Origin of the sequence: Piscinibacter gummiphilus (assembly GCF_002116905.1) — a bacterium.
GTDB classification, from domain to species: Bacteria; Pseudomonadota; Gammaproteobacteria; order Burkholderiales; family Burkholderiaceae_C; genus Rhizobacter; species Rhizobacter gummiphilus.
Genome location: NZ_CP015118.1, coordinates 3,417,358 through 3,437,000 on the forward strand (window position 1 = coordinate 3,417,358; position 19,643 = coordinate 3,437,000).

20 protein-coding genes are annotated in these 19,643 nt (G+C 71.7%); 12 read left to right on the plus strand and 8 right to left on the minus strand.

Going from position 1 to position 19,643, the window contains the following annotated elements; genetic code table 11:
- Positions 1-30 precede the first annotated feature (30 nt).
- Together A4W93_RS15280 and A4W93_RS30060 are read right to left on the minus strand one after the other, a co-directional pair.
- Positions 31-1,014, minus strand: a complete 984-nt coding sequence (locus A4W93_RS15280; protein ID WP_157782165.1) for a D-2-hydroxyacid dehydrogenase — start codon at positions 1,012-1,014, stop codon at positions 31-33.
- Positions 1,011-1,409 (minus strand): hypothetical protein, encoded by a 399-nt coding sequence (locus tag A4W93_RS30060; RefSeq protein WP_157782166.1) that lies wholly within the window; start codon positions 1,407-1,409, stop codon positions 1,011-1,013. The genes A4W93_RS15280 and A4W93_RS30060 overlap by 4 nt, the downstream gene beginning before the upstream one ends.
- A gap of 276 nt (positions 1,410-1,685) precedes the next feature.
- On the opposite strand from A4W93_RS30060, the gene A4W93_RS15285 reads away from it, so the two are divergent.
- Complete coding sequence (locus tag A4W93_RS15285) at positions 1,686-2,021, plus strand: hypothetical protein (RefSeq protein WP_157131665.1); 336 nt, start codon at positions 1,686-1,688, stop codon at positions 2,019-2,021.
- A 9-nt stretch (positions 2,022-2,030) separates the two neighbouring features.
- On the opposite strand, the gene A4W93_RS15290 is transcribed toward A4W93_RS15285, so the two are convergent.
- Entirely contained in the window at positions 2,031-2,636 is a 606-nt protein-coding gene (locus A4W93_RS15290) for a nitroreductase family protein (protein ID WP_085751421.1), read from the minus strand.
- Positions 2,637-2,896: 260 nt separating this feature from the next.
- Between A4W93_RS15290 and A4W93_RS15295 the strand changes: the two genes are divergently transcribed.
- The 10 genes from A4W93_RS15295 to A4W93_RS15340 all read left to right on the plus strand — a co-directional run bounded on the left by A4W93_RS15295 (position 2,897) and on the right by A4W93_RS15340 (position 11,752).
- A complete protein-coding gene (locus A4W93_RS15295; protein ID WP_085751422.1) occupies positions 2,897-4,252 on the plus strand; it encodes an LLM class flavin-dependent oxidoreductase in 1,356 nt (451 codons plus the stop codon).
- Positions 4,253-4,274: 22 nt separating this feature from the next.
- A complete protein-coding gene (locus tag A4W93_RS15300) occupies positions 4,275-5,876 on the plus strand; it encodes an FAD-dependent oxidoreductase (RefSeq protein ID WP_085751423.1) in 1,602 nt (533 codons plus the stop codon).
- The gene (locus A4W93_RS15305) at positions 5,873-6,193 is read left to right on the plus strand and encodes a 4Fe-4S dicluster domain-containing protein (RefSeq protein WP_085751424.1); all 321 of its coding nucleotides are present in this window, start codon (positions 5,873-5,875) and stop codon (positions 6,191-6,193) included. Before A4W93_RS15300 ends, A4W93_RS15305 begins: the two co-directional genes overlap by 4 nt.
- Positions 6,194-6,199: 6 nt before the next feature.
- Entirely contained in the window at positions 6,200-7,030 is an 831-nt protein-coding gene (locus A4W93_RS15310) for an ABC transporter permease (RefSeq protein WP_085751425.1), read from the plus strand.
- 14 nt (positions 7,031-7,044) lie between these two features.
- Positions 7,045-7,821 (plus strand): ABC transporter permease, encoded by a 777-nt coding sequence (locus A4W93_RS15315; protein ID WP_085751426.1) that lies wholly within the window; start codon positions 7,045-7,047, stop codon positions 7,819-7,821.
- A 15-nt stretch (positions 7,822-7,836) separates the two neighbouring features.
- A complete protein-coding gene (locus tag A4W93_RS15320) occupies positions 7,837-8,658 on the plus strand; it encodes an ABC transporter ATP-binding protein (RefSeq protein WP_085751427.1) in 822 nt (273 codons plus the stop codon).
- Between the two features lie 150 nt (positions 8,659-8,808).
- The gene (locus tag A4W93_RS15325; protein WP_085751428.1) at positions 8,809-9,396 is read left to right on the plus strand and encodes an SAM-dependent methyltransferase; all 588 of its coding nucleotides are present in this window, start codon (positions 8,809-8,811) and stop codon (positions 9,394-9,396) included.
- Positions 9,393-10,187, plus strand: a complete 795-nt coding sequence (locus tag A4W93_RS15330) for a dienelactone hydrolase family protein (RefSeq protein ID WP_085751429.1) — start codon at positions 9,393-9,395, stop codon at positions 10,185-10,187. The genes A4W93_RS15325 and A4W93_RS15330 overlap by 4 nt, the downstream gene beginning before the upstream one ends.
- Positions 10,188-10,302: 115 nt before the next feature.
- A complete protein-coding gene (locus tag A4W93_RS15335; RefSeq protein ID WP_085751430.1) occupies positions 10,303-10,521 on the plus strand; it encodes a TOBE domain-containing protein in 219 nt (72 codons plus the stop codon).
- A gap of 16 nt (positions 10,522-10,537) precedes the next feature.
- On the plus strand, positions 10,538-11,752 hold the full coding sequence (locus tag A4W93_RS15340; protein ID WP_085751431.1) for a sigma-54 interaction domain-containing protein: 1,215 nt from the start codon (positions 10,538-10,540) through the stop codon (positions 11,750-11,752).
- 15 nt (positions 11,753-11,767) lie between these two features.
- Here the strand turns inward: A4W93_RS15340 and A4W93_RS15345 are convergent, their stop codons facing one another.
- Complete coding sequence (locus A4W93_RS15345) at positions 11,768-13,147, minus strand: sigma-54-dependent transcriptional regulator (protein ID WP_085751432.1); 1,380 nt, start codon at positions 13,145-13,147, stop codon at positions 11,768-11,770.
- Between the two features lie 30 nt (positions 13,148-13,177).
- Positions 13,178-15,763 carry a hybrid sensor histidine kinase/response regulator gene (locus A4W93_RS15350; RefSeq protein ID WP_169726547.1) on the minus strand — a complete coding sequence of 862 codons (2,586 nt, stop codon included), beginning with the start codon at positions 15,761-15,763 and terminating at the stop codon, positions 13,178-13,180.
- Between the two features lie 195 nt (positions 15,764-15,958).
- Here A4W93_RS15350 and rpoN point away from each other — a divergent pair, with 195 nt between their 5' ends.
- The gene (gene rpoN, locus A4W93_RS15355) at positions 15,959-17,329 is read left to right on the plus strand and encodes an RNA polymerase factor sigma-54 (RefSeq protein WP_085751434.1); all 1,371 of its coding nucleotides are present in this window, start codon (positions 15,959-15,961) and stop codon (positions 17,327-17,329) included.
- A 3-nt stretch (positions 17,330-17,332) separates the two neighbouring features.
- Here the strand turns inward: rpoN and A4W93_RS15360 are convergent, their stop codons facing one another.
- From A4W93_RS15360 to A4W93_RS15370, 3 genes are all read right to left on the minus strand, one after another.
- The gene (locus tag A4W93_RS15360) at positions 17,333-18,310 is read right to left on the minus strand and encodes an SDR family oxidoreductase (protein WP_085751435.1); all 978 of its coding nucleotides are present in this window, start codon (positions 18,308-18,310) and stop codon (positions 17,333-17,335) included.
- An 11-nt stretch (positions 18,311-18,321) separates the two neighbouring features.
- Entirely contained in the window at positions 18,322-18,561 is a 240-nt protein-coding gene (locus tag A4W93_RS15365) for a hypothetical protein (protein ID WP_085751436.1), read from the minus strand.
- Positions 18,562-18,636: 75 nt separating this feature from the next.
- Positions 18,637-19,569 (minus strand): DMT family transporter, encoded by a 933-nt coding sequence (locus A4W93_RS15370; RefSeq protein ID WP_085754187.1) that lies wholly within the window; start codon positions 19,567-19,569, stop codon positions 18,637-18,639.
- Positions 19,570-19,643 lie beyond the last annotated feature (74 nt).

A 19,643-nucleotide genomic window follows, 5' to 3' on the forward strand; every position in this document is an offset into this window, starting at 1 on the left:
CAGGCCCACCAACCCGCGACCCGATCCCGTTCAGTAGCCGCGCGTGGCGTCCACCACGTTGCGCAGCGGCCGGCCCTCGCGGGCGCGCAGCAGGTTGTCGATCAGGATGTCGACGAGGCGGTGGGCCGAACGCGGCGTCTGGCCCGACGTGTGCGACGTGATCACCACGCCGGGCGTGCGCCACAGCGGCGACGTGGACGGCAACGGCTCGGGGTCGGTCACGTCGAGGCCGGCGCCCGCGAGGTGGCCCGAAGCCAGCGCCGCGAGCAGCGCGTCGGGGTCGACGATGGCGCCGCGGGCGATGTTGTAGACGTAGGCACCCGGCTTCACGCGCGCGAGGCGCTGCGCGTCGAAGAGCCGCTGCGTGGCGGCGGTGAGCGGCAGCGCGATGACGACGTGGTCGGCCGTGCCCAGCACCGTGTCGAGCGCGTCGAGGCCCACGACCCGCTCGACACCCGCCGGCGCTTCGCCCACGGGGTCGCGCCGCACGCCGGTCACGCGCAGGCCCAGCGCCGCTGCCTTGCGCGCGATGGTGCCGCCGATGGCGCCGAGCCCCACCACCACGAGCGTCTGCCCCTCGGCTTCGAACAGGTCCGGCACCGGTCCCTCGCGCCACGCCTGGCGCTGCTGCGCGGTGGCCAGCACGGGCAGGTTGCGGGCGAACCCGAGCAGCAGCGCGAGCACGTGTTCGGCGATGTTCACCGTGTGCACGCCACTCGCGTTCGTCAGCACGACGGGGCTCGCGCGCAGCCGCGCGGTGAGGTGGCGATCGACGCCGGCGGAGGCGGTCTGGATCCAGCGCAGACCCGGGCCCGCGCCGAGCAGGTCGTCGACGGTGACGCCCTGGTGGCCCAGCAGCACCGCGTCGGCCTGGGCGACGGCCTTTCCCCAGTCGGCGGGGCCAGCCCGCACGAAACGCACTTCGGGGATGGCGTCGCGCAGCCGCTCGAACTCGGCATCGGGCAGCGGGTGAAGCAGTGCGAGCTGGCGGATCGGTGCGAGGGTCCGGGTCATGGCGGGGACAGGTGGGGATCGGACGCGGGACGCAGCAAGTCGCGTTCCCCGAGCGGGCCGCGCAGCGCTTCGAGCCAGCGTTCGATCTCCTCGACGCTCTTCTTGCCGAGGTTGCGCACCGAGTGCAGCCGGCCGGTCACGAGCGCCTCGGCCACGGTGTCCACCGTCAGGCTCTGCTTGCGCACGTACAGGAATTCGGCCTTCAGGCCGTTGGCGGTGCGCACGCTCAGGCGCGCGAACGGATCGGGGCTGCGCTCGCGCTGGCGCTCGGTGCGGGCGGTGGCCAGCAGCTGGCGCACCCGCTGTCGCGTGACGTGGAGTTCCTCGGCGATGTCGGCCACCGAGAGGCCGCGGGCGCGGAGGTCTTCCGCGCGCGAACATTTTTCACTGGGCATGATGGGGAATCCCTGGCCTTCGACGCCCGGAATCGAGCAACCGGCATGCCACGGCGCGGTTGCGGGGGATCCAGCAGATGCGGGCCCCGCGGTGTGCCGATCCCAGCAAGCCGCCCGCGGGAACCCGCCGGCCGCCGCTGCATTCCAGCCACCCGCCCTGGCGCGAATCCCCAATTCCCGGGGGTTCGGTCGAGGCATCGTCCTACAAGCGACGGCGGGGCGATGGCGATACTGGAACCAGGTGGCCGGCGGATCGGACCACCGGGGAGCCATGAGATGAACCATCGACCAGGGAAGACGCCGGAGGGCGGCAGGGTCCGCCCCGACATCGCGTCACACGACGAACGCGTGCGGGCGCTGCACGACAGCTACCTCGGCGAGCTCGCCGCCACCGTGCCCGCCGAGCCGCCGCTGACGGACGCCGAGCGGTACCGCTGGATCCGCGCGAACCGCGGCAGCACGCTGATCACCGACGCGCTGCTCAGCGCCGACTTCGATTCCGACTTCGACGCGCAGATCGACGCGGCCGTGCGCGCGCATCGCGCCGGGCGGCACCTGCCGCTGCCGGTCAAGCCGCAGCGGCAGATGTACGGCCGGCGCCGCACCGACTGACCGAGCCGGTCAGGCGTCGAAGGCGAAATGCCCTTCGGCCACCAGTTCCGACAGCGGACGCCGCGGGCTCGGCACCTCGCGTGCCTGCAGCGATTCGGAGAGCACCGACTTGTCCGCCTGCTTGCCGATGGCGACCACCGCCTCCAGCGCGTAGTCGGCGGGCACTCCGAGGTTCGAGCGCATCACGTCGCGGTCGAAGCCACCCACCCCGTGCACGTGCCAGCCCGCCAGCGTGGCCTGGAACGCCAGGCTCGCCCAGGCCGCGCCCGCGTCGAACGAATGCGACACCACCGGCGCCAGCTCGGTCTTGCCGGGCGGCAGCCACACGGTGCGCGACAGCACCACCACTAGCGCGGAAGCGCGCGTGGCCCAGGCCTGGTTGAACGGCAGCAGGGCCTCGAAGATCGGCGCCCACGCCTCGGTGTCGCGGCGCGCGAACACGAACCGCCACGGCTGGGCGTTGAACGCCGACGGCGCCCAGCGGGCGGCCTCGAAGAAGCTCTGCAGCGTGGCCGGGTCGATGGCCTCGCCGGTGAAGGCGCGCGGCGACCAGCGGCGGGTGAACAGCGGATCGATGGGATGGCCGGGTTCGCGGGGAGAGGAGGAAGCAGTCATGGGAGGGGTGTGAGGAAGGCGCCATTCGCGCGCGACAGGCGCATGCGATTGTCGTGCCAGCTGCCTCCGCACCACCCCGGACTCGCCGTGCGATCGCCCTGCTGACACCCCTGCGTTGGCGAACCACCATCGGCTGTCGGCGAGCCAACACGCCGGGTCTCCCGCTGCTGGCTGCGCAACAACCCGTCGCGTTTCGCGGCTGTTTCGACTGGCACACCGCTTGCGCTGATGCCCACGTCCCCTCACGACAAGAGACCCACATGAGCGACAGAAAACTGCGCCTCGGCGCGTTCATCATGGCCACCGGCCACCACATCGCCGCCTGGCGCCATCCCGGCTCGCAGATCGACTCGGGCGTCAACATCGACCACTACATCGAGGTCGCGAAGCTGGCCGAGCGCGGCCTGTTCGACCAGGTGTTCGTGGCCGACAGCCCGGGGGTCGCGAACCGGGGCGACGACGAGTCGTTCAGCCGCTACGGCCGCTCCTCGTATTTCGAGCCGGTCACGCTGTGGTCGGCGCTCTCCGCCGTCACGAAACACATCGGGTTCGTCGCCACCGCCTCCACCACGTACGAGGACCCATTCCTGCTCGCGCGCAAGTTCGCGTCGCTCGACCACCTCAGCAAGGGCCGCGCGGCCTGGAACGTGGTGACGACCGGGTCCGACCAGGTCCACGGCAACTTCGGGCTCGACGCCCACCCCGACCCCGAGGTGCGCTACGAGCGCGCCCGCGAGTTCATCGACGTGGCCAAGGGCCTGTGGGACAGCTTCGAGGACGACGCCTTCGTCCGCGACCCGAAGAGCGGCGTGTACCTCGACCCGTCGAAGCTGCACGCCGTGAACCACCACGGCAAGCACTTCAAGGTCTCGGGCCCGCTGAACCTCGAGCGGCCGCCGCAGGGCTACCCGGTGATCGTGCAGGCCGGGTCGTCCGAGCCCGGCCGCGAACTCGCGGCGGCCACGGCCGAGGCCATCTTCACCGCGTGGACCAGCCTCGCGGAAGCCCAGGCCTTCTACCGCGACGTCAAGGGCCGCCTCGCGAAGTACGGCCGCCGTCCCGACCAGTTGCTGATCCTGCCCGGCATCTCGCCGGTGGTGGGGCGCACCGAGGCCGAGGCGCAGGCGAAGTGGGCGGAGTTGCAAGGCCTCATCCACCCGTCGGTGGGCCTGGGCGCCCTCGCGCCGTTCTGGCCCGGCGAGGACCTGCGCCGATGGAACCTCGACGCACCGCCGCCGTACTACCCCGAGAAGCCGGCCGGGAGCAACAGCCGCCACCACGTCGTGATCGAACTCGCCCGCCGCGAGCGCTTCACGGTGCGCCAGCTCTACGAGTACCTCGCCGGCGCACGCGGCCACTGGGTCGTGGTGGGCACGCCCGGGAAGATCGCCGACGAGATCCAGTCGTGGTTCGAGAACGAGGCCGCCGACGGCTTCAACGTGATGCCGCCGGTGCTGCCCGCATCGCTCCACGACTTCGTCGAACTCGTCGTGCCCGAGTTGCAGCGCCGCGGCCTGTTCCGCACCGCGTACGAAGGCACCACGCTGCGCGAGAACCTCGGACTCGACCGTCCGCAGAACCAGTTCACGCTGGCCCGCCAGGCCAAGGCCGCCTGACCCCACCCCACCGGAGACGACCATGACCTCTTCCCGCGACAGCGATTCGCTCCAGGCCGACGTGCTCGTGATCGGCGGCGGCCCGGCCGGCACCTGGGCCGCCTGGCAGGCCGCGCGCGACGGTGCCACCGTCGTGCTCGCCGACAAGGGCTACGTCGGCACCTCCGGTGCCACGGCACCGTCCGGCACCGGCGTCTGGTACGTGGAACCCGAGGCCGTCGCACGCGAGAACGCGCTGGCTGCGCGCGAAGCGCTCGGCGGCCACCTCGCCGACCGCGACTGGGGCCATCGCGTGCTCGACCAGACCTACATCAACCTGCAGCGCGTCGCCGACTGGGGCTACCCGTTCCCGGTCGACGAACACGGCGTGCAGCGGCGCACGTCCCTGCAGGGCCCCGACTACATGAAGCTGATGCGCCGCGTGGTGCGCCAGGTGGGCGTGAAGGTGCTCGACCACAGCCCGGCGCTGGAGCTGCTGACCGACGGCGACGGCGCCGTGGTGGGTGCCCGCGGCCTGAGCCGCCTCGGCGCGGCCCGCGACTGGACCGTGCGCGCGAAGGCCGTGGTGATCGCCACCGGCGGCTGCGCCTTCCTGTCGAAGGCGCTCGGCTGCAACGTGCTGACCGGCGACGGCCACCTGATGGCCGCCGAGACCGGCGCCGAGTTCTCCGGCATGGAGTTCTCGAACGCCTACGGCCTCGGCCCCGCGCATTCGTCGGTGACGAAGTCGGCCTTCTACCGCTGGGCCACGTTCCGCTACGCCGACGGCTCGGTGATCGACGGCGCCGGCTCCAAGCACGGCCGGAGTGTCATCGCGAAGCACCTGCAGGCCGGCACACCGGTCTACGCCCTGCTGGACCTCGCGAACGAGGAGGAACGCCGCTTCGCCCGCGGCGCGCAGCCCAACTTCTTCCTGCCGTTCGATCGCATCGGGGTCGACCCGTTCACGCAGCAGTTCCAGGTGACGCTGCGGCTCGAGGGCACGGTTCGCGGCACGGGCGGCCTGCGCATCGTCGACGAACGCTGCGCCACCACCGTGCCGGGCCTCTTCGCCGCGGGCGACGCGGCCACGCGCGAACTCATCTGCGGCGCCTTCACCGGCGGCGGCAGCCACAACGCCGCGTGGGCCACCTCGTCAGGCACCTGGGCCGGCGCGGGGGCTGCCGCATTCGCGAAGACGGCTGGGGCGCTCGCACACACCCGCCCGGTCCGCCGCGACGACCGCGCCGGGCTGGATGGGCCGCGCGTGCTCGACAGCACCGGGCTGATCGCAGCGGTGCAACGCGAGGTGTTCCCGTACGACCGCAACCTGTTCCGCGACCCCGCCACGCTGCGCGACTCGCTCGTGCGCCTCGACGGCTACTGGGAACACCTGCGGGGCGCCGGTTCGGCCACGGACCGGCTGCGCGCCCGCGAGGCCGCGGCGATGGTGGCGACGGCCCGCTGGATGTACCGCAGCGCCCTCGCCCGCGACGAGAGCCGCGGCATGCACAAGCGGACCGACCGACCCGCGACCGACCCGTCGCAGCGCCACCACGTGCTGAGCGGTGGACTGGACGCGGTGTGGACCCGCCCCCACCGCTCGGCTGCACACGAACAGCCCTTCCTCGCGGAGGCCGCATGATCGAACTCGTGAGCGAAGACCGCTGCACCGGCTGCGACCTGTGCGTGCAGGTGTGCCCCACCCACGTCTTCGATGCCGTGCCCGGCGGCATCCCCGTGATCGCGCGCAAGCACGACTGCCAGACCTGTTTCATGTGCGAGGCCTGGTGCCCCGTCGACGCGCTGTACGTGGCGCCGTTCGCCGAGGAGGAGCAGGTGGTGGACGAGGCCGAGCTGGCCGGCAACGCGCTGCTGGGCAGCTACCGGCGCACGATCGGCTGGGCGCCCGGCACCCGCGGCACGGTCGTCGACCACAGCTTCCGCGTGTTGCGCGGCTGACCTCGAATGACCTCCACCACCGCCAGCCTCCCGCTCGCCACCGCCGCGGTGACCTCCGCGCGCGCCTCGCCCTGGCGCCGCCGCGGCGTCGGCCTGCTGCTCGCCTGGCCGTTCCCGCTGGCCGTCCTGCTGCTGTGGCAGCTGGGCGCGCAGTTCGAATGGATCCCGCCGCAGATCCTGCCCGCGCCGCTCGTGGTCGCGCAGACGTTCTCGGACCTGTGGGCCACGGGCGAGTTGCAGGACCACCTGCTGATCAGCCTCGCCCGCGTGCTGTACGGCTTTTCCCTGGGCACCGGCCTCGGGCTGCTGCTGGGGGTGTCGATGGGCCTGTCACCAGTGGTCAAGGACTACCTGTACCCCACGTTCCGCGTGTTCGCCCAGGTGCCGTCGCTCGGCTGGCTGCCGCTGCTGATGATGCTGGTGGGCATCGACGAGGCGCTCAAGATCATCCTGATCGCCAAGGCCGCCTTCGTGCCGGTGACGATGAACACGTACAACGGCCTGCGCAACGTGCCCACGAGCCTGATCGAGGTGTCGAAGGTGTTCCGATTCACGCGCTGGCAACTGCTGCGGCATGTCGTGTTCCCCGCCGCGTTCCCGACGCTGTGGACCGGCATCCGCTACGGCCTCACGCACGCCTGGCTCGCCCTCGTCGCCGTGGAATTGCTCGCGTCCAGCGAAGGGCTCGGCTTCCTGATCGTCTACGGCCGTCAGCTGTTCCAGCTCGACGTGGTGCTGACGGCCGTCGTCGTGGTGGGCGCGGTGGGCTTCGCACTCGACAAGGTGCTGGCCCTCGTCGAGGGCCGGCTGCTGCGGTGGCGCCGCGAGGCGTTCTGAATGGAGGACACGCGATGAATCCCACCGTGCGCACCGTCCTGCGCGGCGCCGCCCTCCCCGCCCTGCTCCTCGGCACCTGGTGGGCCGCCTTCCGCTTCGGCTGGACCGACACGAAACTCTTCGTGCCGCCCTCCGAGGTGTGGCACACCGCGGTGCGGCTCGCCGAAAACGGGTACCTGTGGACGTCGCTGCAGGCGAGCCTCGGGCGTTTCCTCGCAGGCTTCGTCATCGGGTCCATCGCCGGCACGGTGGTGGGCACGGCGCTCGGGCTGTCGCGCCGCTTCGAGCAGCTCATCGGCCCGTCCCTGCACACCGTGAAGCAGGTGTCGCTGCTGGCCTGGATCCCGCTGATCTCGGTGTGGTTCGGCCTTGGCGACCCCGCCAAGATCGCCTTCCTTTCGCTGGCCGCGTTCTTCCCCGTCACCCTGAACACGTTCGAGGGCATCCGCAGCGTGCCGCGCGACTTGACCGAGGTGGCCCGGGTGTTCGCGTTCTCCCGCGCCCAGCTGCTGCGCCACGTGGTGCTGCCCGCGGCGCTCCCGTCGATCTTCACGGGCATCTACCTCGGCCTGCTCTACGCGTGGCTCGCGACCCTCGGGGCCGAGTACCTGCTGACGTCCGGCAAGGGCATCGGCAACCTGCTGACCGACGGGCGCGAGCACTTCTGGATGGACCAGGTGCTGCTCGGTGTCGTGATCGTCGGGCTCGTCGGCTTCGCGATCAACCTCGTCGCCACCCGTTTGGAAGCCCGCACCCTCGCGTGGCGCGGCCGCTCCACCGCGCAGTTCTGAACCCAAGGAATTCCCATGGCCCACGCCGGCACCCTCGAGATCCGCAACCTCCACAAGCAGTACCAGGTCAAGGGCGAGCCCCTGCCGGTGCTGCAGGACATCTCGCTGACCATCCGCCCGGGCGAGTTCGTCAGCATCGTCGGCACGAGCGGCTGCGGCAAGTCGACGCTGCTGCGGCTCGTGATCGGCCTCGAGTCGGACTACAAGGGCGAGATCCTGCTGGATGGCCAGCGCATCGTGGGCACCAGCCTCGACCGCGGCATCGTGTTCCAGGAGCACCGGCTCTTCCCGTGGCTCGACGTGCGACACAACGTGGCGGTCGGCCTGCTCAACGCGCCGGGCAGCCCCGCCGCGAAGGCCAGGGCCGTGCAGGAGCACATCGACCTCGTCGGGCTCAAGGGGTTCGAGACCGCCTTCCCGCACCAGTTGTCGGGCGGGATGTCGCAGCGCGTGGCCATCGCCCGGGCGCTCGTGAACCGACCGGAGGTGCTGCTGCTCGACGAACCGTTCGGTGCGCTCGACGCCCTCACGCGCGGCCACCTGCAGGCCGAGCTGGAGCGCATCTGGCGCACCGAGGGCATCACCGCGATCCTGGTCACGCACGACGTCGAGGAGGCCGTGTACCTCGGCGACCGCGTGGTCGTGATGCAGCCGCGGCCCGGCCGCATCAAGCGCATCGTCGACGTGCCGCTGCCCCGCACGCGCGACCGGGGCACCGCCGCGTTCGCCGCGATCAAGGACGACGTGCTGGGCGAGTTCGGCGAAGCGGACCGCCCGGCGCTCGTCCCGCCGGCGTCCCCGGCCCGTGCGCCGGCCGACTGGCACTTCGCGTGGTGACCCACCCGGACGGAACGAATTCACGACTGTCGCGCTCCGACTGCGAATCGCTTTATCCTGTCCGGGTATCCCCACCTCGAAGAGGCCCGGGCGGTCGGCGATCTCACCGCACGACCCACCGGGCCCCAACGCACGAAGGAGTACCCGACGATGAATGCCAGACCGGACGTCACGCTCGCCCCGCCCTCCCTCCCCCCGAGGGAGCCGGCCGCGTCCCACCCGGCCGTGTTCCACCGTTTCGCCGCCGAGCTGAAGGCACTCGGCCGCCCGTTTCCCCGGGCCCTCGACCTCGGCTCCGGACGCGGTGACCTCGCCGCGCACGTGCTGCGCGAAGTGCCCGGCCTGCGGCTCGTCACCCTCGATTTCTCCGACACGCCGCAGGCGCCCGCCCGCACCCGCCTCGCCTCGAAGGAGGGCCGGCGCACCCACGTGGTCCGCCACCTCGCCAACCCCGGCTGGGCCGACGGCCTCGGCCGCTTCGACGCCGTGATCTCGCACGACGCGGTGCACACGCTGCTGCGTGCGCACCGCCCCACCGCGTTCTACGCCCAGGTGCGCGCGCTGCTGCTGCCCGGGGCCGTCTTCCTGCTGGCCGACCGCAGCACCGGCGACCACGACGGTGCGTCGCCCTACCTCACCCCCGACGAACAGCGCGAGGCCTTCGACGCGGCCGGCTGGACGTCGGCCGACATCCTGCGCAACGACCACCACTCCCTGTACCTGAAAGCCCATCCATGACCGCCGCGCCCCCGTTCACGTCCGCCGTTCCCACCGTCGAGTCCACCGTCATCCGCACGCCCGCCGACGGCCTGGTGCACGGCGCCACCACCGTGCGCACCCCCACCGGCGAACTGCCCATCTACCACGCGTCGCCGGAAGGTTCGGGGCCGTTCCCCATCGTGCTCGTGATCCAGGAGATCTTCGGCGTGCACGAACACATCCGGGACGTGGTGCGGCGCTTCGCGAAGGCAGGCTACCTCGCGGTGGCACCGGAGTTGTACTTCCGGCTGGGCGACCCGTCGAAGGCGGCGTCCATCGACGAGATCCGGGCGAACTTCGTCGCGAAGGCGCCCGACGCCCTCGTCCTGTCCGACCTCGACGACACGCTGGCCTGGGCCACGGCCAACGGCGGCGACAAGGCGCGGGTGGGCGTCACCGGCTTCTGCTGGGGCGGCCGCATCACGTGGCTCTACGCGGCCCACCAGCCGAAGGTCAAGGCCGGCGTCGCCTGGTACGGGCGCCTCGCGGGCCCCGGCACGCCCAACAGCCCGCGGCATCCGGTGGACGTGGCCGGCGAACTGAAGGCGCCGGTGCTGGGCCTGTATGGGGGCGAGGACACGGGCATCCCCCTCGCCGACGTGGACCGCCTGCGTGCCGCGCTCGAATCGGCCGGCAACGGGTCGACCGTGGTGGTGTATCCCACCGCCCCGCACGCCTTCTTCGCCGACTACCGGTCGAGCTACCGCGAGGCCGACGCGCGCGACGGTTGGTCGCGCACCCTCGACTGGTTCTCGCGGCACGGCGTCTAACCTAAGTCGGAATCGTTCGTTGGCCCCTCGCGGGCCGTTGTCTATCGTGCTTCCTGAGCACTTCGAGCCGGTTGCTCCCGACCCCACCGGCTCCCGCACCCAGGAAAACACAGACATGACGATCAGCGCCATCAACGTCCGCAACCAGTTCCGCGGCAAGGTCAAGGAAATCATCGAGGGTCCCGTGGTCTCGGAGGTGGACGTCGAGACCGCGTCCGGCCTCATCGTCACCTCGGTGATCACCACCCGCTCCGTCAAGGAACTCGACCTGCGCGTGGGCCGGGAGGTGGTGGCCCTGGTCAAGTCGACCGAGGTGTCGATCGCCACGCTGTGATCCGGCACCGGCGATCATGACCTTGCACGCCTTCAACCCCGCCGCCGCCGAGCCGGTGCTGACGCTGCCGCCCTCCGAGGGCGGCGTGCTGTCGATCCGGGCGAAGGCCCTGCTGTTCCACGACCCGCGCTCGGTGGCCCTGCTCGAACACGTCGAGCGCATCGCCCGCAGCGAGGCCTCGGTGCTCATCATCGGCGACACCGGCACGGGCAAGGAACTGATCGCCCGCCACCTGCACACGCGCAGCGGACGCCGCGGCCCCTTCGTGGCCGTCAACTGCGGCGCGTTCAGCGAGAACCTGATCGACGCCGAACTCTTCGGCCACGAGACGGGCGCCTTCACCGGCGCATCGCAATCGCGCGCCGGCTGGTTCGAAGCGGCCAACGGCGGCACGCTCTTCCTCGACGAGATCGGCGACCTGCCGCTCTCGCTGCAGGTCAAGCTGCTGCGCGTGCTGCAGGAGCGCCAGGTGGTGCGCCTCGGCTCGCGCAAGCCGATCCCGCTCGACGTGCGGCTCGTCGCGGCCACCAACGTGGACCTCCGCCAGGCCGTCGAGGCCCAGCGCTTCCGCGCCGACCTCTACTACCGGCTCAACGTCGCCCCCGTCACGCTGCCCCCGCTGCGCGAGCGCACGGGCGACATCCTGCCGCTCGCCCGCCACTTCATCGGCGTGTACGCGCCGCGGCTCGGGCTCTCGCACGTGACGCTCGCGCCCGAGACCGAGACCGCGCTCGTCGAGTACCTCTGGCCCGGCAACATCCGCGAGCTCGAGAACGTCGTGCACTTCGCGCTCGTGATCTGCCGGGACGGCGTCGTGCGGCCCGGCGACCTGCGGCTCGTCGCGCCCGTGCCGGGCACGCCCGTGCGTCCGGCCGTGGTGGCCGAACCCGAAGAGCCGCCTCCTGCGATCTCCCCCGAACGATCCCCCTACGCCGACCTCGAAGACAACGTGCTGCGGCTCATCGCCGGCGGCGACCGCAACCTGTTCCACGCCGTGACCGAAACCGTCGTGCGCACCGCGTTCCAGCAGTCGAACGAGAACCAGGTACGGGCGGCGCGGGTGCTCGGCATCACGCGGAACACGCTGCGCACGTTCCTCAAGCGGTACGGGATGCTGGCGGTGTCGCACCGCGGCGGCGACGACGCGGAGGCCGATGACCCGGCCGACGGCGACGCGGGCATCACCGCGCCGGGCGACCTGTACGAGGACCTCGAGCGCCTGCGCGCCTGACCCGCCGCCGCACGGTCAGGCGTCCGGCCCCTGGCCGGCGGCCTCGTCCTCCTCGGCGTACGCCTTCAGCCGGTTGTAGAGCGTCTTCAGGCTCACGCCGAGTGCCGCCGCCGCGCGCTCCTTGTGGTGGTCGAAGTGGACCATGGTCGCGAGGATCAGCTTGCGCTCCGCCTCGGCCATCGACGTGCCCAGCTTCACCGAGATCTCGGCCTCGGGCGGCGCCTCGCCCGCGGGAGGCGCGTCGCGCGGCAGCCATTCGTCGGTGATCGTGGGACCCGAGGTCATCACATAGACCCGCTGCACGACATTGCGCAGCTCGCGCACGTTGCCCGGCCACCGGTACACGGACAGCTGCCGCAGCGCCTCCGGCGAGAAGCGCTTGACCTCGCCCTCGCGCCGCGCCACGTCGTGCAGGAAGTGCTGCGCCAGCAGCGGCACGTCGGCGCCCCGGTCGCGCAGCGGCGGCAGCTCGATCGGGAAGACGTTGAGGCGGTACAGCAGGTCCTCCCGCAGCCGGCCCGTGGCCACCGCCTCCAGCGGCGCGCGGTTCGTGGCCGCGATGATCCGCACATCGGCCTGCAGCACCTCGGTGGAGCCCACGCGCGCGAAGCTGCCGCTCTCGAGCACCCGCAGCAGCTTGACCTGCAGCTCCTGGGGCATCTCGGTGATCTCGTCGAGGAACAGCGTGCCGCCGTGGGCGCGCTCGAAGAATCCCTGGTGCTGCCGCTCGGCGCCGGTGAAGCTGCCACGCTCGTGGCCGAAGATCTCGCTCTCCATCAGCTGCGGCGACACCGCCCCGCAATTCACCGCGAGGAACGGGCACTTGCGGCGGCGGCTCAGATCGTGCACCGTCTGGGCCACCACCTCCTTGCCGGTGCCGCTCTCGCCCGTGACGAACACGGTGGCCGCGGTGCCGGACACCCGCGCCACCTGGTCGTAGATGCGGCGCATCGCGTCCGATCGCCCCCACAGGCCTCCGAAGTGGCCCTCGCGCTCCAGTGCGTCGGTCATGGCCGCCAGTTCGGCCTGCAGCTCGTCGGGCTTCATCAGCCGCGACAGGATGCCCTCCACCTGCGCCGCGCTGACCGGCTTGATGAGGTAGTCGGCGGCGCCCAGCCGCAGCGCCTGGATGGACGTGTCGAGGCTCGCGTGGCCCGTGATGAGCACCACCTGGGCCTTCGCGGTGAGGTCGGTGTTCTCGAAGAGGTCCATGCCGCTGCCGTCGGGCAGGCGCAGGTCGAGCAGCACGAGGTCGGGCCGCTGCAGTTCGATCTGGCGGCGCGCGTCGCGCAGGGTGCCGGCGGTGGCCACGGTGTAGGGCCCCATCGTGCCGATGAGCGCGGCCATCATGCGGGCCGAATCGGTGTCATCCTCGACGATCAGGACGTGGTTCATGGTGTGGGAGAAGGGTTGGAAGGAAAACATTCAAGGGGCCAGCAGCAGCTGCTTGAGCTGCGCCGGCACGACGGGCTTGACGAGGTGGGCATCGAAGCCGGCGACGAGCGCGCGCCGCACGTCGCCGCCCTGCCCGTACCCGGACAGCGCGATCAGCCGGCCCGGGTAGCCCGCCGCGCGGGCGCGCGTGGCCACGCCGTAGCCGTCGAGCAGCGGCAGGCCGATGTCGACCACGGCGGCGTCGGGCCGCTGCGCCAGCAGCGCCGCGAGGCCCGACTCGCCGTCGACCGCACCCGACACGCGGTGGCCGTCGAGTTCGAGCATCGACTGCAGCAGCGTGAGCGCGTCGGTGTTGTCGTCGACCACCAGCACGCGCAGCGGCCGGAAGGCCGCGGGCCGTTCGGGCTCGGGCCCCACGGCCGGCGCGTCGATGCGTGGCAGCCGCACCTCGAACGTGGACCCGGACGACGAGCTGCGTGCCCCCACCGTGCCGCCGTGCAGTTCGACGATGCGCCGCACGAGCGTGAGGCCGATGCCGAGGCCACCGGCGCGGCGGTCGAGGGTGCGTTCGCCCTGCACGAACAGCTCGAAGATGCGCGGCAGCAGCGACGGCGGGATACCCAGGCCGTTGTCGGCCACGCGAAGCACGGCCTCGCCGTCCGTCGCCTCGGCCTCCACGCGGATGGTGCCGCCGGGCGGCGTGTACTTGATCGCATTGGTCAGCAGGTTGTTCACCACCTGCTCCAGGCGCGTGGGGTCGGCGTCGACCCACACGTCGACCGGCGAAAACGTGACCGTGTGCCGCTGGCCGTCGCCGGTGACCTGCAGCGTGTCGGACACCCGCCGAAGCAACGGCCCGAGGTTCACGCTGTGGCGCGACAGCAGCACCTTGCCCGAGATGACCCGGGCCACGTCGAGCAGGTCGTCCATCATGCGCGCGAGGTGCGCCGTCTGCCGCGAGATGACGGTGCGGGCCGTGGCCGCGAGTTCGGCGTCGGGCGCCACCCGCTCCAGCACGTCCACGGCGGAGGCCATCGCGCTCAGCGGGTTGCGCAGTTCGTGGCCCAGCATCGCGAGGAACTCGTCCTTCGCGCGGTTGGCGGCCTCGGCCTCGAGGCGGGCCGACTGCTCCAGCGTCATGAGCGCCGCGCGTGACTGCTCGGCCTGCTTGCGCGCGCTGATGTCCACCATCGCGCCGATGGCGCCGCGGGGCGCGCCCGACGGCGTGCGCAGCGGCGCGGCGTTCGCGATCACGAACACCGAGGCCTGCCCCTCGGCGTGCAGCTCCAGCTCGATGGGCCCCACGGCCTGGCCCGAGGCCGCGGCCCGCTGCAGCGGCTGACGCTCCGGTGGCAGCGGCTGGCCGCGGTGGCACACCGTGCGTTCCACGGCCCCCGCCCCGCCCCCCAGCCCCAGCAGCTCGAGCATCGCGGGGTTCTGCACGACCTGCGCGCCGTCGCGGTCCTGCGCGAACGCGAGGCCGATGGGGCTGTTGTTGAAGAGGGTCTCGAACTCGTCGGCCTTGCGCTGCAGGCCCTCCCGCGCGGTCTGGTCCTGCGCGCGAGCCGTGAGCAGCGCGTCGCGCAGGCCGGAGATCTCGCGCACGTGGATGCGCGACGTGGGCGGCTCCACCCCCGGCGTGGCCAGCGCGTGCAGCGGGCCCGTGACCCGCCGCGCGATCGACATCGCGAGCACCATGCCCAGCAGCAGGCAGCCCACCGCGGTCGCGAGCGCGGCGGCCATCGCCTCGCGCTGCGCGACCCGCACAGGTTCGGCCGGAATGCCCACGGCCACGCCCCAGTCGATGCTGGGGATGTGCTGCCACGCGGTGAGCGTGGAGCCGCCGCCCAGCAGGTCGGTGAGCTGCGACCCCTCGGCCGTCTTCCGCGTGAGGGCCACGGCCTGCGGCGCGAGCGGCTCGCCCACGAAACGCTCGGGCAGCAGCGTGCGTGCGATCACGACGTTGCGGCTGTCGAACACCGTGTTGAAGCCGTCGAGCGGCGGACCCGCCTGCTGGATGAGCTCCTGCCACACCGACACCGGGATCCACACGCCCAGCACGTAGCGGAACTCCGAGCCCACGAAGACGGGCACGGACACCACGGTGGCGTAGCGCGAATGCTGGCCGTCGACCACGAGGTTCGACACGAAGGGCCGCTGCATGGCGAGCATCTGCCGCACCTCCTCGGGCCCCGGTCCCCGCGCGGTGGACACACGCAGGCGGGACGTGTTGAACACCACGCGCCCGCGGTCGCCCACGTCGAGCAGGAACGCGCTGCTCCAGCTCGTGCGCAGCACGGGGCTGCGGTTGAGGAAGACCTCGAACTGGACCACGTCGCCGCGCTGCAGCGAATCGCTCTGCGCGAGGATGGCCAGCGCGTCCATCGACGACGCGATCTCGCGCTCGACCGTCTGCGCGAGCGAGTTCGCGTTGCGGCGCAGTTCCTCCTTCATGCGCGACTCCTGCGCCGCCACGTTGGCCACGATCTGGTAGCACATCAGCACCGCGCTGGGCACGGTGGCGATGAGCAGCAGCAGCACGAGGTACGTGCGCAGCGAAGCCGTGGGCCATGAAGGCCGGAAGCGGCGAAGCAGGTGTCGTCGAGCCGCGTACATGGGCATTCCTCGGGGTGGGACCGGGATCGGTAAATCGAACGCTTTTGCTGCAAGAAGTCGCGTCCGATCCGGCATCAACTGCCGCTTTTGGCGCGACGCGCGGGCCGCGTCCCGGGAAAGCAGCATCCGGGCCCGATCGGCACGCGCATTGCAATCGGACGGCCCGCCCGACACCATCCCCACCTCACGCACACCATGACCGCCCTGTCCCAACGGATCGAGATGCACCAGGCCCAGAAGCTGTCGCCGCGACTGCAGCACGCGGTGCGGCTGCTGCAGATGTCGTCGCTCGACTTCATGCAGGAAGTCCACGCGATGATCGATTCGAACCCGTTCCTCGAAGGCGCAGAGACCGACCCGCCGCACGAGTCCCACGATGCCGAGCGGGAGCCCTGGCTCGCCGACGGCCGCGGCGCGAGCGCGCCCCGCGTGGCCACCGACGGCGGCGACCTCGAGTCGCTCGGCAGCGTCGCGGTGTCCGTCACGCTGGTCGAGCACCTGCACCGCCAGCTCAACATGATCACGCTGCCGCTGCGCGACGCCGTGCTCGCGAAGGCGCTCATGGGATCGCTCGACGACGACGGCTACCTGCGCACGCCGCTCGACGAGATCGCCGCGATGGCCGACCTGTCGCCCCCCGCGTCGCTCGAGGAGATGCGCATCGCGTTGCGGCGCGTGCAGTCGCTGGAACCCACCGGCGTGGCCGCGCGCGACGTCGAGGAGTGCCTGCTGCTGCAGGCCGCCGAATTCGACGAACCCGCGCTGAGGTCGCTGGCCATGCGCATCGTGGCGGACCACCTCGACGCACTCGCCGCGTCACGCGACCCGGCGCCGCTCGCGCGGCAGCTGCGGGAGCCGGTGGAGGCCGTGCGGCGCGCCTGCGACCAGATCCGCCGGCTCGACCCGCACCCCGGCTGGCGCTTCGGCGCGCCGCACGTCCAGTACATCACGCCCGACGTGGGCGTGAAGAAGGTGCGCGGCCGGTGGACCGCGTCCCTCAACCCCGCGGTGTTCCCCCGCGTGCGGCTGAACCAGCACTACGCCGACCTGTTCCACCGCCACCGCGGCGCGGGCAGCGGCGAGCTCGCGGGCCACCTGCGCGAGGCGCGCTGGGCCGTGACCAACGTGCAGCAGCGCTTCAGCACCATCCTCGAGGTCGCCCAGGCCATCGTGGACCGCCAGGCACCGTTCCTCGAGTACGGCGCGATGGCGATGAAGCCGCTGGCGCTGCGAGAGATCGCGCAGGAGGTGGGCGTGCACGAGTCCACCGTCTCGCGCGTGACGAGCAACAAGTACATCGCGACGCGCCACGGCGTGTTCGAGCTGAAGTTCTTCTTCTCGCGGGCGATGACGGCGCGCAGCGGCGCGGCGTTCTCCGGCACCGCCGTGCGTGGCCTCGTGGGCGAGATCATCGCCGCCGAGGCCCCGGGCGAGCCGCTGTCGGACGCGGACATCGCCCGGCTGCTCGCGCAGCAGGGCCTCACCGTGGCGCGGCGCACGGTGACGAAGTACCGCCAGCAGCTGAAGCTCGAACCGGTGGAGAAGCGGCGGCACGCCGCCGCGTGACCGTCAGGTGCGCCGGGCCAGCCGGTGCGCCAGCAGCCCGATCACGAGTCCCGCCGCCACGGCCACCGCCGTGGTGGGCACGGCGGTGCGCGCGACCTTGTGCCGGTAGCCCCCGTCGATGCCCGCCCCCACCGACGGCGCGAACAGGTTGCCGTCGGAGCGTGGGGCGGAGTCGGCCGAGCTCAGCCCGCGTTCGACGGCCTGCGCGCCCAGCCAGGCCGACAGCGCGGGCGACACCCAGTGCGCGAGGCGCATCGCCGTGGCCGCGCCACCGACGGAGACCGACGAACGCGGCTCGCGGGCGAGCGACACCACGGCCGCCGCCGCCAGGCGCGGATCGTAGAGCGGTGGCGCCGGGCGCAGCTTACGGCCCGTGTAGTTGGCCGCATGGGACACGCCGGGCGTGTCCATGAAGGCCGGGTACACGTCGCAGACGTGGATGTCGCGCCACTCGTGCAGTTCGCCACGCAGGGCCTCGCTGAAGCCGCGCAGCCCGAACTTGCTCGCCGAGTAGGCGGAAGCGTACGGCGCGGCGGCCCAGGCGCCCACCGAGATCATGTTGATGAGCACCCCCGACTTGCGCGCGATGAAGTGCGGCAGCACCGCATGCGCGCCGTTGATGTGGCCGAGCAGGTTCGCCTCGATCACGCGGTGGTGGGACTTGAGCGGTGTCTGCACGAAGCTGCCGACCGCACCGACGCCGACGTTGTTGACCCAAACGTCGATGCCGCCGAAGCGGGCCACCGCGGCGCTCGCGAGCGCGCGCACGGCCCGTTCGTCGGTGACGTCGGTGGGCACGACGAGCACCTGCGCGCCGAGCGCCTGGCACTGCGCCGCGACTTCGTCGAGCACGTTCTGCCGGCGGGCCGCCAGCACCAGGTCGACGCCGGCGCGGGCGAACTGCACGGCGGTGGCGCGGCCGATGCCGCTCGTCGCGCCGGTCAGCACGACACATTGACCCGCGAGGTTGCGTGCCTTCATCGTGCGCGCGCTCAGCTCGGGCTTCCCGAGGCCGGGGCGCTGGCGGGATCGACCGGCGGCACGGTGGCCGGTGCCGACGGCATCGAGGCCTCGGGCAGCGGCGGCGGGGGCACCGGCGTCGGTGCGGGCGCCGGGGCTTCGGCCGGCGCCGGGGCGGGGGTGACGGGCGCTTCTTCGCGCTTGCTGCAGGCAGCGCTCAGCACGGTGGCCGAGAACAGCACTGCGAGGGACAGAACCTTGGTCGTTTGCATGGGACGGGTCTCCTCGGAAGGTGAAGACGGCACATGCCGCCCTGCCCTCCCGTGGGCAAACCACGTGCCCGGGTGTCAGCTTTTCGCCTCGGCGGGCTCGCGCGTGACGAGCCAGATGCCCCCGCACACGAGCACCAGTGCGAGGAGGTTCTTCCATTCGAAGATGCTCTCGTGCAGGAACACCGCCGAGAGGCCCGCGCCGAAGATCGGCACGAGGAAGTTGAAGGCCGCGACCGTGCTGACGCGGTTGGCGCGCAGCAGCAGGCTCCACAGCGTGAAGGCGGCCGAGGACAGCAGCGCCATGTAGCCCAGCAGCACGACCGATCCGATGGTGAAGCCCGTCAGCGTGCCGCCGAACGCGAACCCGGCCAGCAGCAGCGCGGCCCCGCCGATGGCGAGCTGGTAGCCGGTCATCACGACCGAGTCGAGGCGCTGCGACACCCGCTTGCCGTAGATCGACGCGGCCGACAGCACGAGCGCCGCGATCACGATGAAACCTTCGCCCAGGAGCGTGAAGTGGAAGTCGAGCAGGTCCGGCGTGAAGTTCACGACCATCACGCCCGCGAAGCCGATCAGGCAGCCCCACACCTTGTTGTGGCTCAGGCGGTCGTTGTGGTAGATGAAGTGGGCCAGCAGCACGCTGAAGAACGTGCCGGTGGCGTTCATGATCGAGCCCTTCACGCCCGTGGTGTACGCGAGGCCCACGTAGAAGAAGATGTACTGCAGCAGGGTCTGCGTGAGGCCCAGCACCGTGACCTGGCCCAGGGTGCGTGCGTCGAGCCGCATGGCCGACGAGCGGCCGGTGAACGCGGCGAACACGAGCAGCACGAGGCCGGCGACCAGGAAGCGGTAACCCGCGAAGACGAGTTTGCCGGGCACGTCGTTCGGGACGATGTGGAACATCTCGTACCCGATCTTGATCGCCGGATACGAGCTCCCCCACAGCAGGCAGCAGAACGTGGCGACGAGGAAGAGGACCTTGCGGTCCGCGAAGAAGGAGCGGTTCACGGCGGGTTCCAGGGCGGCGCCAGCGGCGCGCAAAAGCCCGCGATTATGTCGGGGTTAACGATATCGCACCGTTG

Bases quoted from the DNA above. Each gene is read 5' to 3' on its own strand.
- A4W93_RS15325 (WP_085751428.1), top strand. From the start codon at position 8,809: ATGAATGCCAGACCGGACGTCACGCTCGCCCCGCCCTCCCTCCCCCCG.
- A4W93_RS15290 (WP_085751421.1), bottom strand. From the start codon at position 2,636: ATGACTGCTTCCTCCTCTCCCCGCGAACCCGGCCATCCCATCGATCCG.
- A4W93_RS15305 (WP_085751424.1), top strand. From the start codon at position 5,873: ATGATCGAACTCGTGAGCGAAGACCGCTGCACCGGCTGCGACCTGTGC.
- A4W93_RS15315 (WP_085751426.1), top strand. From the start codon at position 7,045: ATGAATCCCACCGTGCGCACCGTCCTGCGCGGCGCCGCCCTCCCCGCC.
- A4W93_RS15285 (WP_157131665.1), top strand. From the start codon at position 1,686: ATGAACCATCGACCAGGGAAGACGCCGGAGGGCGGCAGGGTCCGCCCC.
- A4W93_RS15350 (WP_169726547.1), bottom strand. From the start codon at position 15,763: ATGTACGCGGCTCGACGACACCTGCTTCGCCGCTTCCGGCCTTCATGG.
- A4W93_RS15300 (WP_085751423.1), top strand. From the start codon at position 4,275: ATGACCTCTTCCCGCGACAGCGATTCGCTCCAGGCCGACGTGCTCGTG.
- A4W93_RS15345 (WP_085751432.1), bottom strand. From the start codon at position 13,147: ATGAACCACGTCCTGATCGTCGAGGATGACACCGATTCGGCCCGCATG.
- A4W93_RS15335 (WP_085751430.1), top strand. From the start codon at position 10,303: ATGACGATCAGCGCCATCAACGTCCGCAACCAGTTCCGCGGCAAGGTC.
- A4W93_RS15295 (WP_085751422.1), top strand. From the start codon at position 2,897: ATGAGCGACAGAAAACTGCGCCTCGGCGCGTTCATCATGGCCACCGGC.
- A4W93_RS15340 (WP_085751431.1), top strand. From the start codon at position 10,538: ATGACCTTGCACGCCTTCAACCCCGCCGCCGCCGAGCCGGTGCTGACG.
- A4W93_RS30060 (WP_157782166.1), bottom strand. From the start codon at position 1,409: ATGCCCAGTGAAAAATGTTCGCGCGCGGAAGACCTCCGCGCCCGCGGC.
- A4W93_RS15365 (WP_085751436.1), bottom strand. From the start codon at position 18,561: ATGCAAACGACCAAGGTTCTGTCCCTCGCAGTGCTGTTCTCGGCCACC.
- A4W93_RS15310 (WP_085751425.1), top strand. From the start codon at position 6,200: ATGACCTCCACCACCGCCAGCCTCCCGCTCGCCACCGCCGCGGTGACC.
- rpoN (WP_085751434.1), top strand. From the start codon at position 15,959: ATGACCGCCCTGTCCCAACGGATCGAGATGCACCAGGCCCAGAAGCTG.
- A4W93_RS15320 (WP_085751427.1), top strand. From the start codon at position 7,837: ATGGCCCACGCCGGCACCCTCGAGATCCGCAACCTCCACAAGCAGTAC.
- A4W93_RS15330 (WP_085751429.1), top strand. From the start codon at position 9,393: ATGACCGCCGCGCCCCCGTTCACGTCCGCCGTTCCCACCGTCGAGTCC.
- A4W93_RS15280 (WP_157782165.1), bottom strand. From the start codon at position 1,014: ATGACCCGGACCCTCGCACCGATCCGCCAGCTCGCACTGCTTCACCCG.
- A4W93_RS15360 (WP_085751435.1), bottom strand. From the start codon at position 18,310: ATGAAGGCACGCAACCTCGCGGGTCAATGTGTCGTGCTGACCGGCGCG.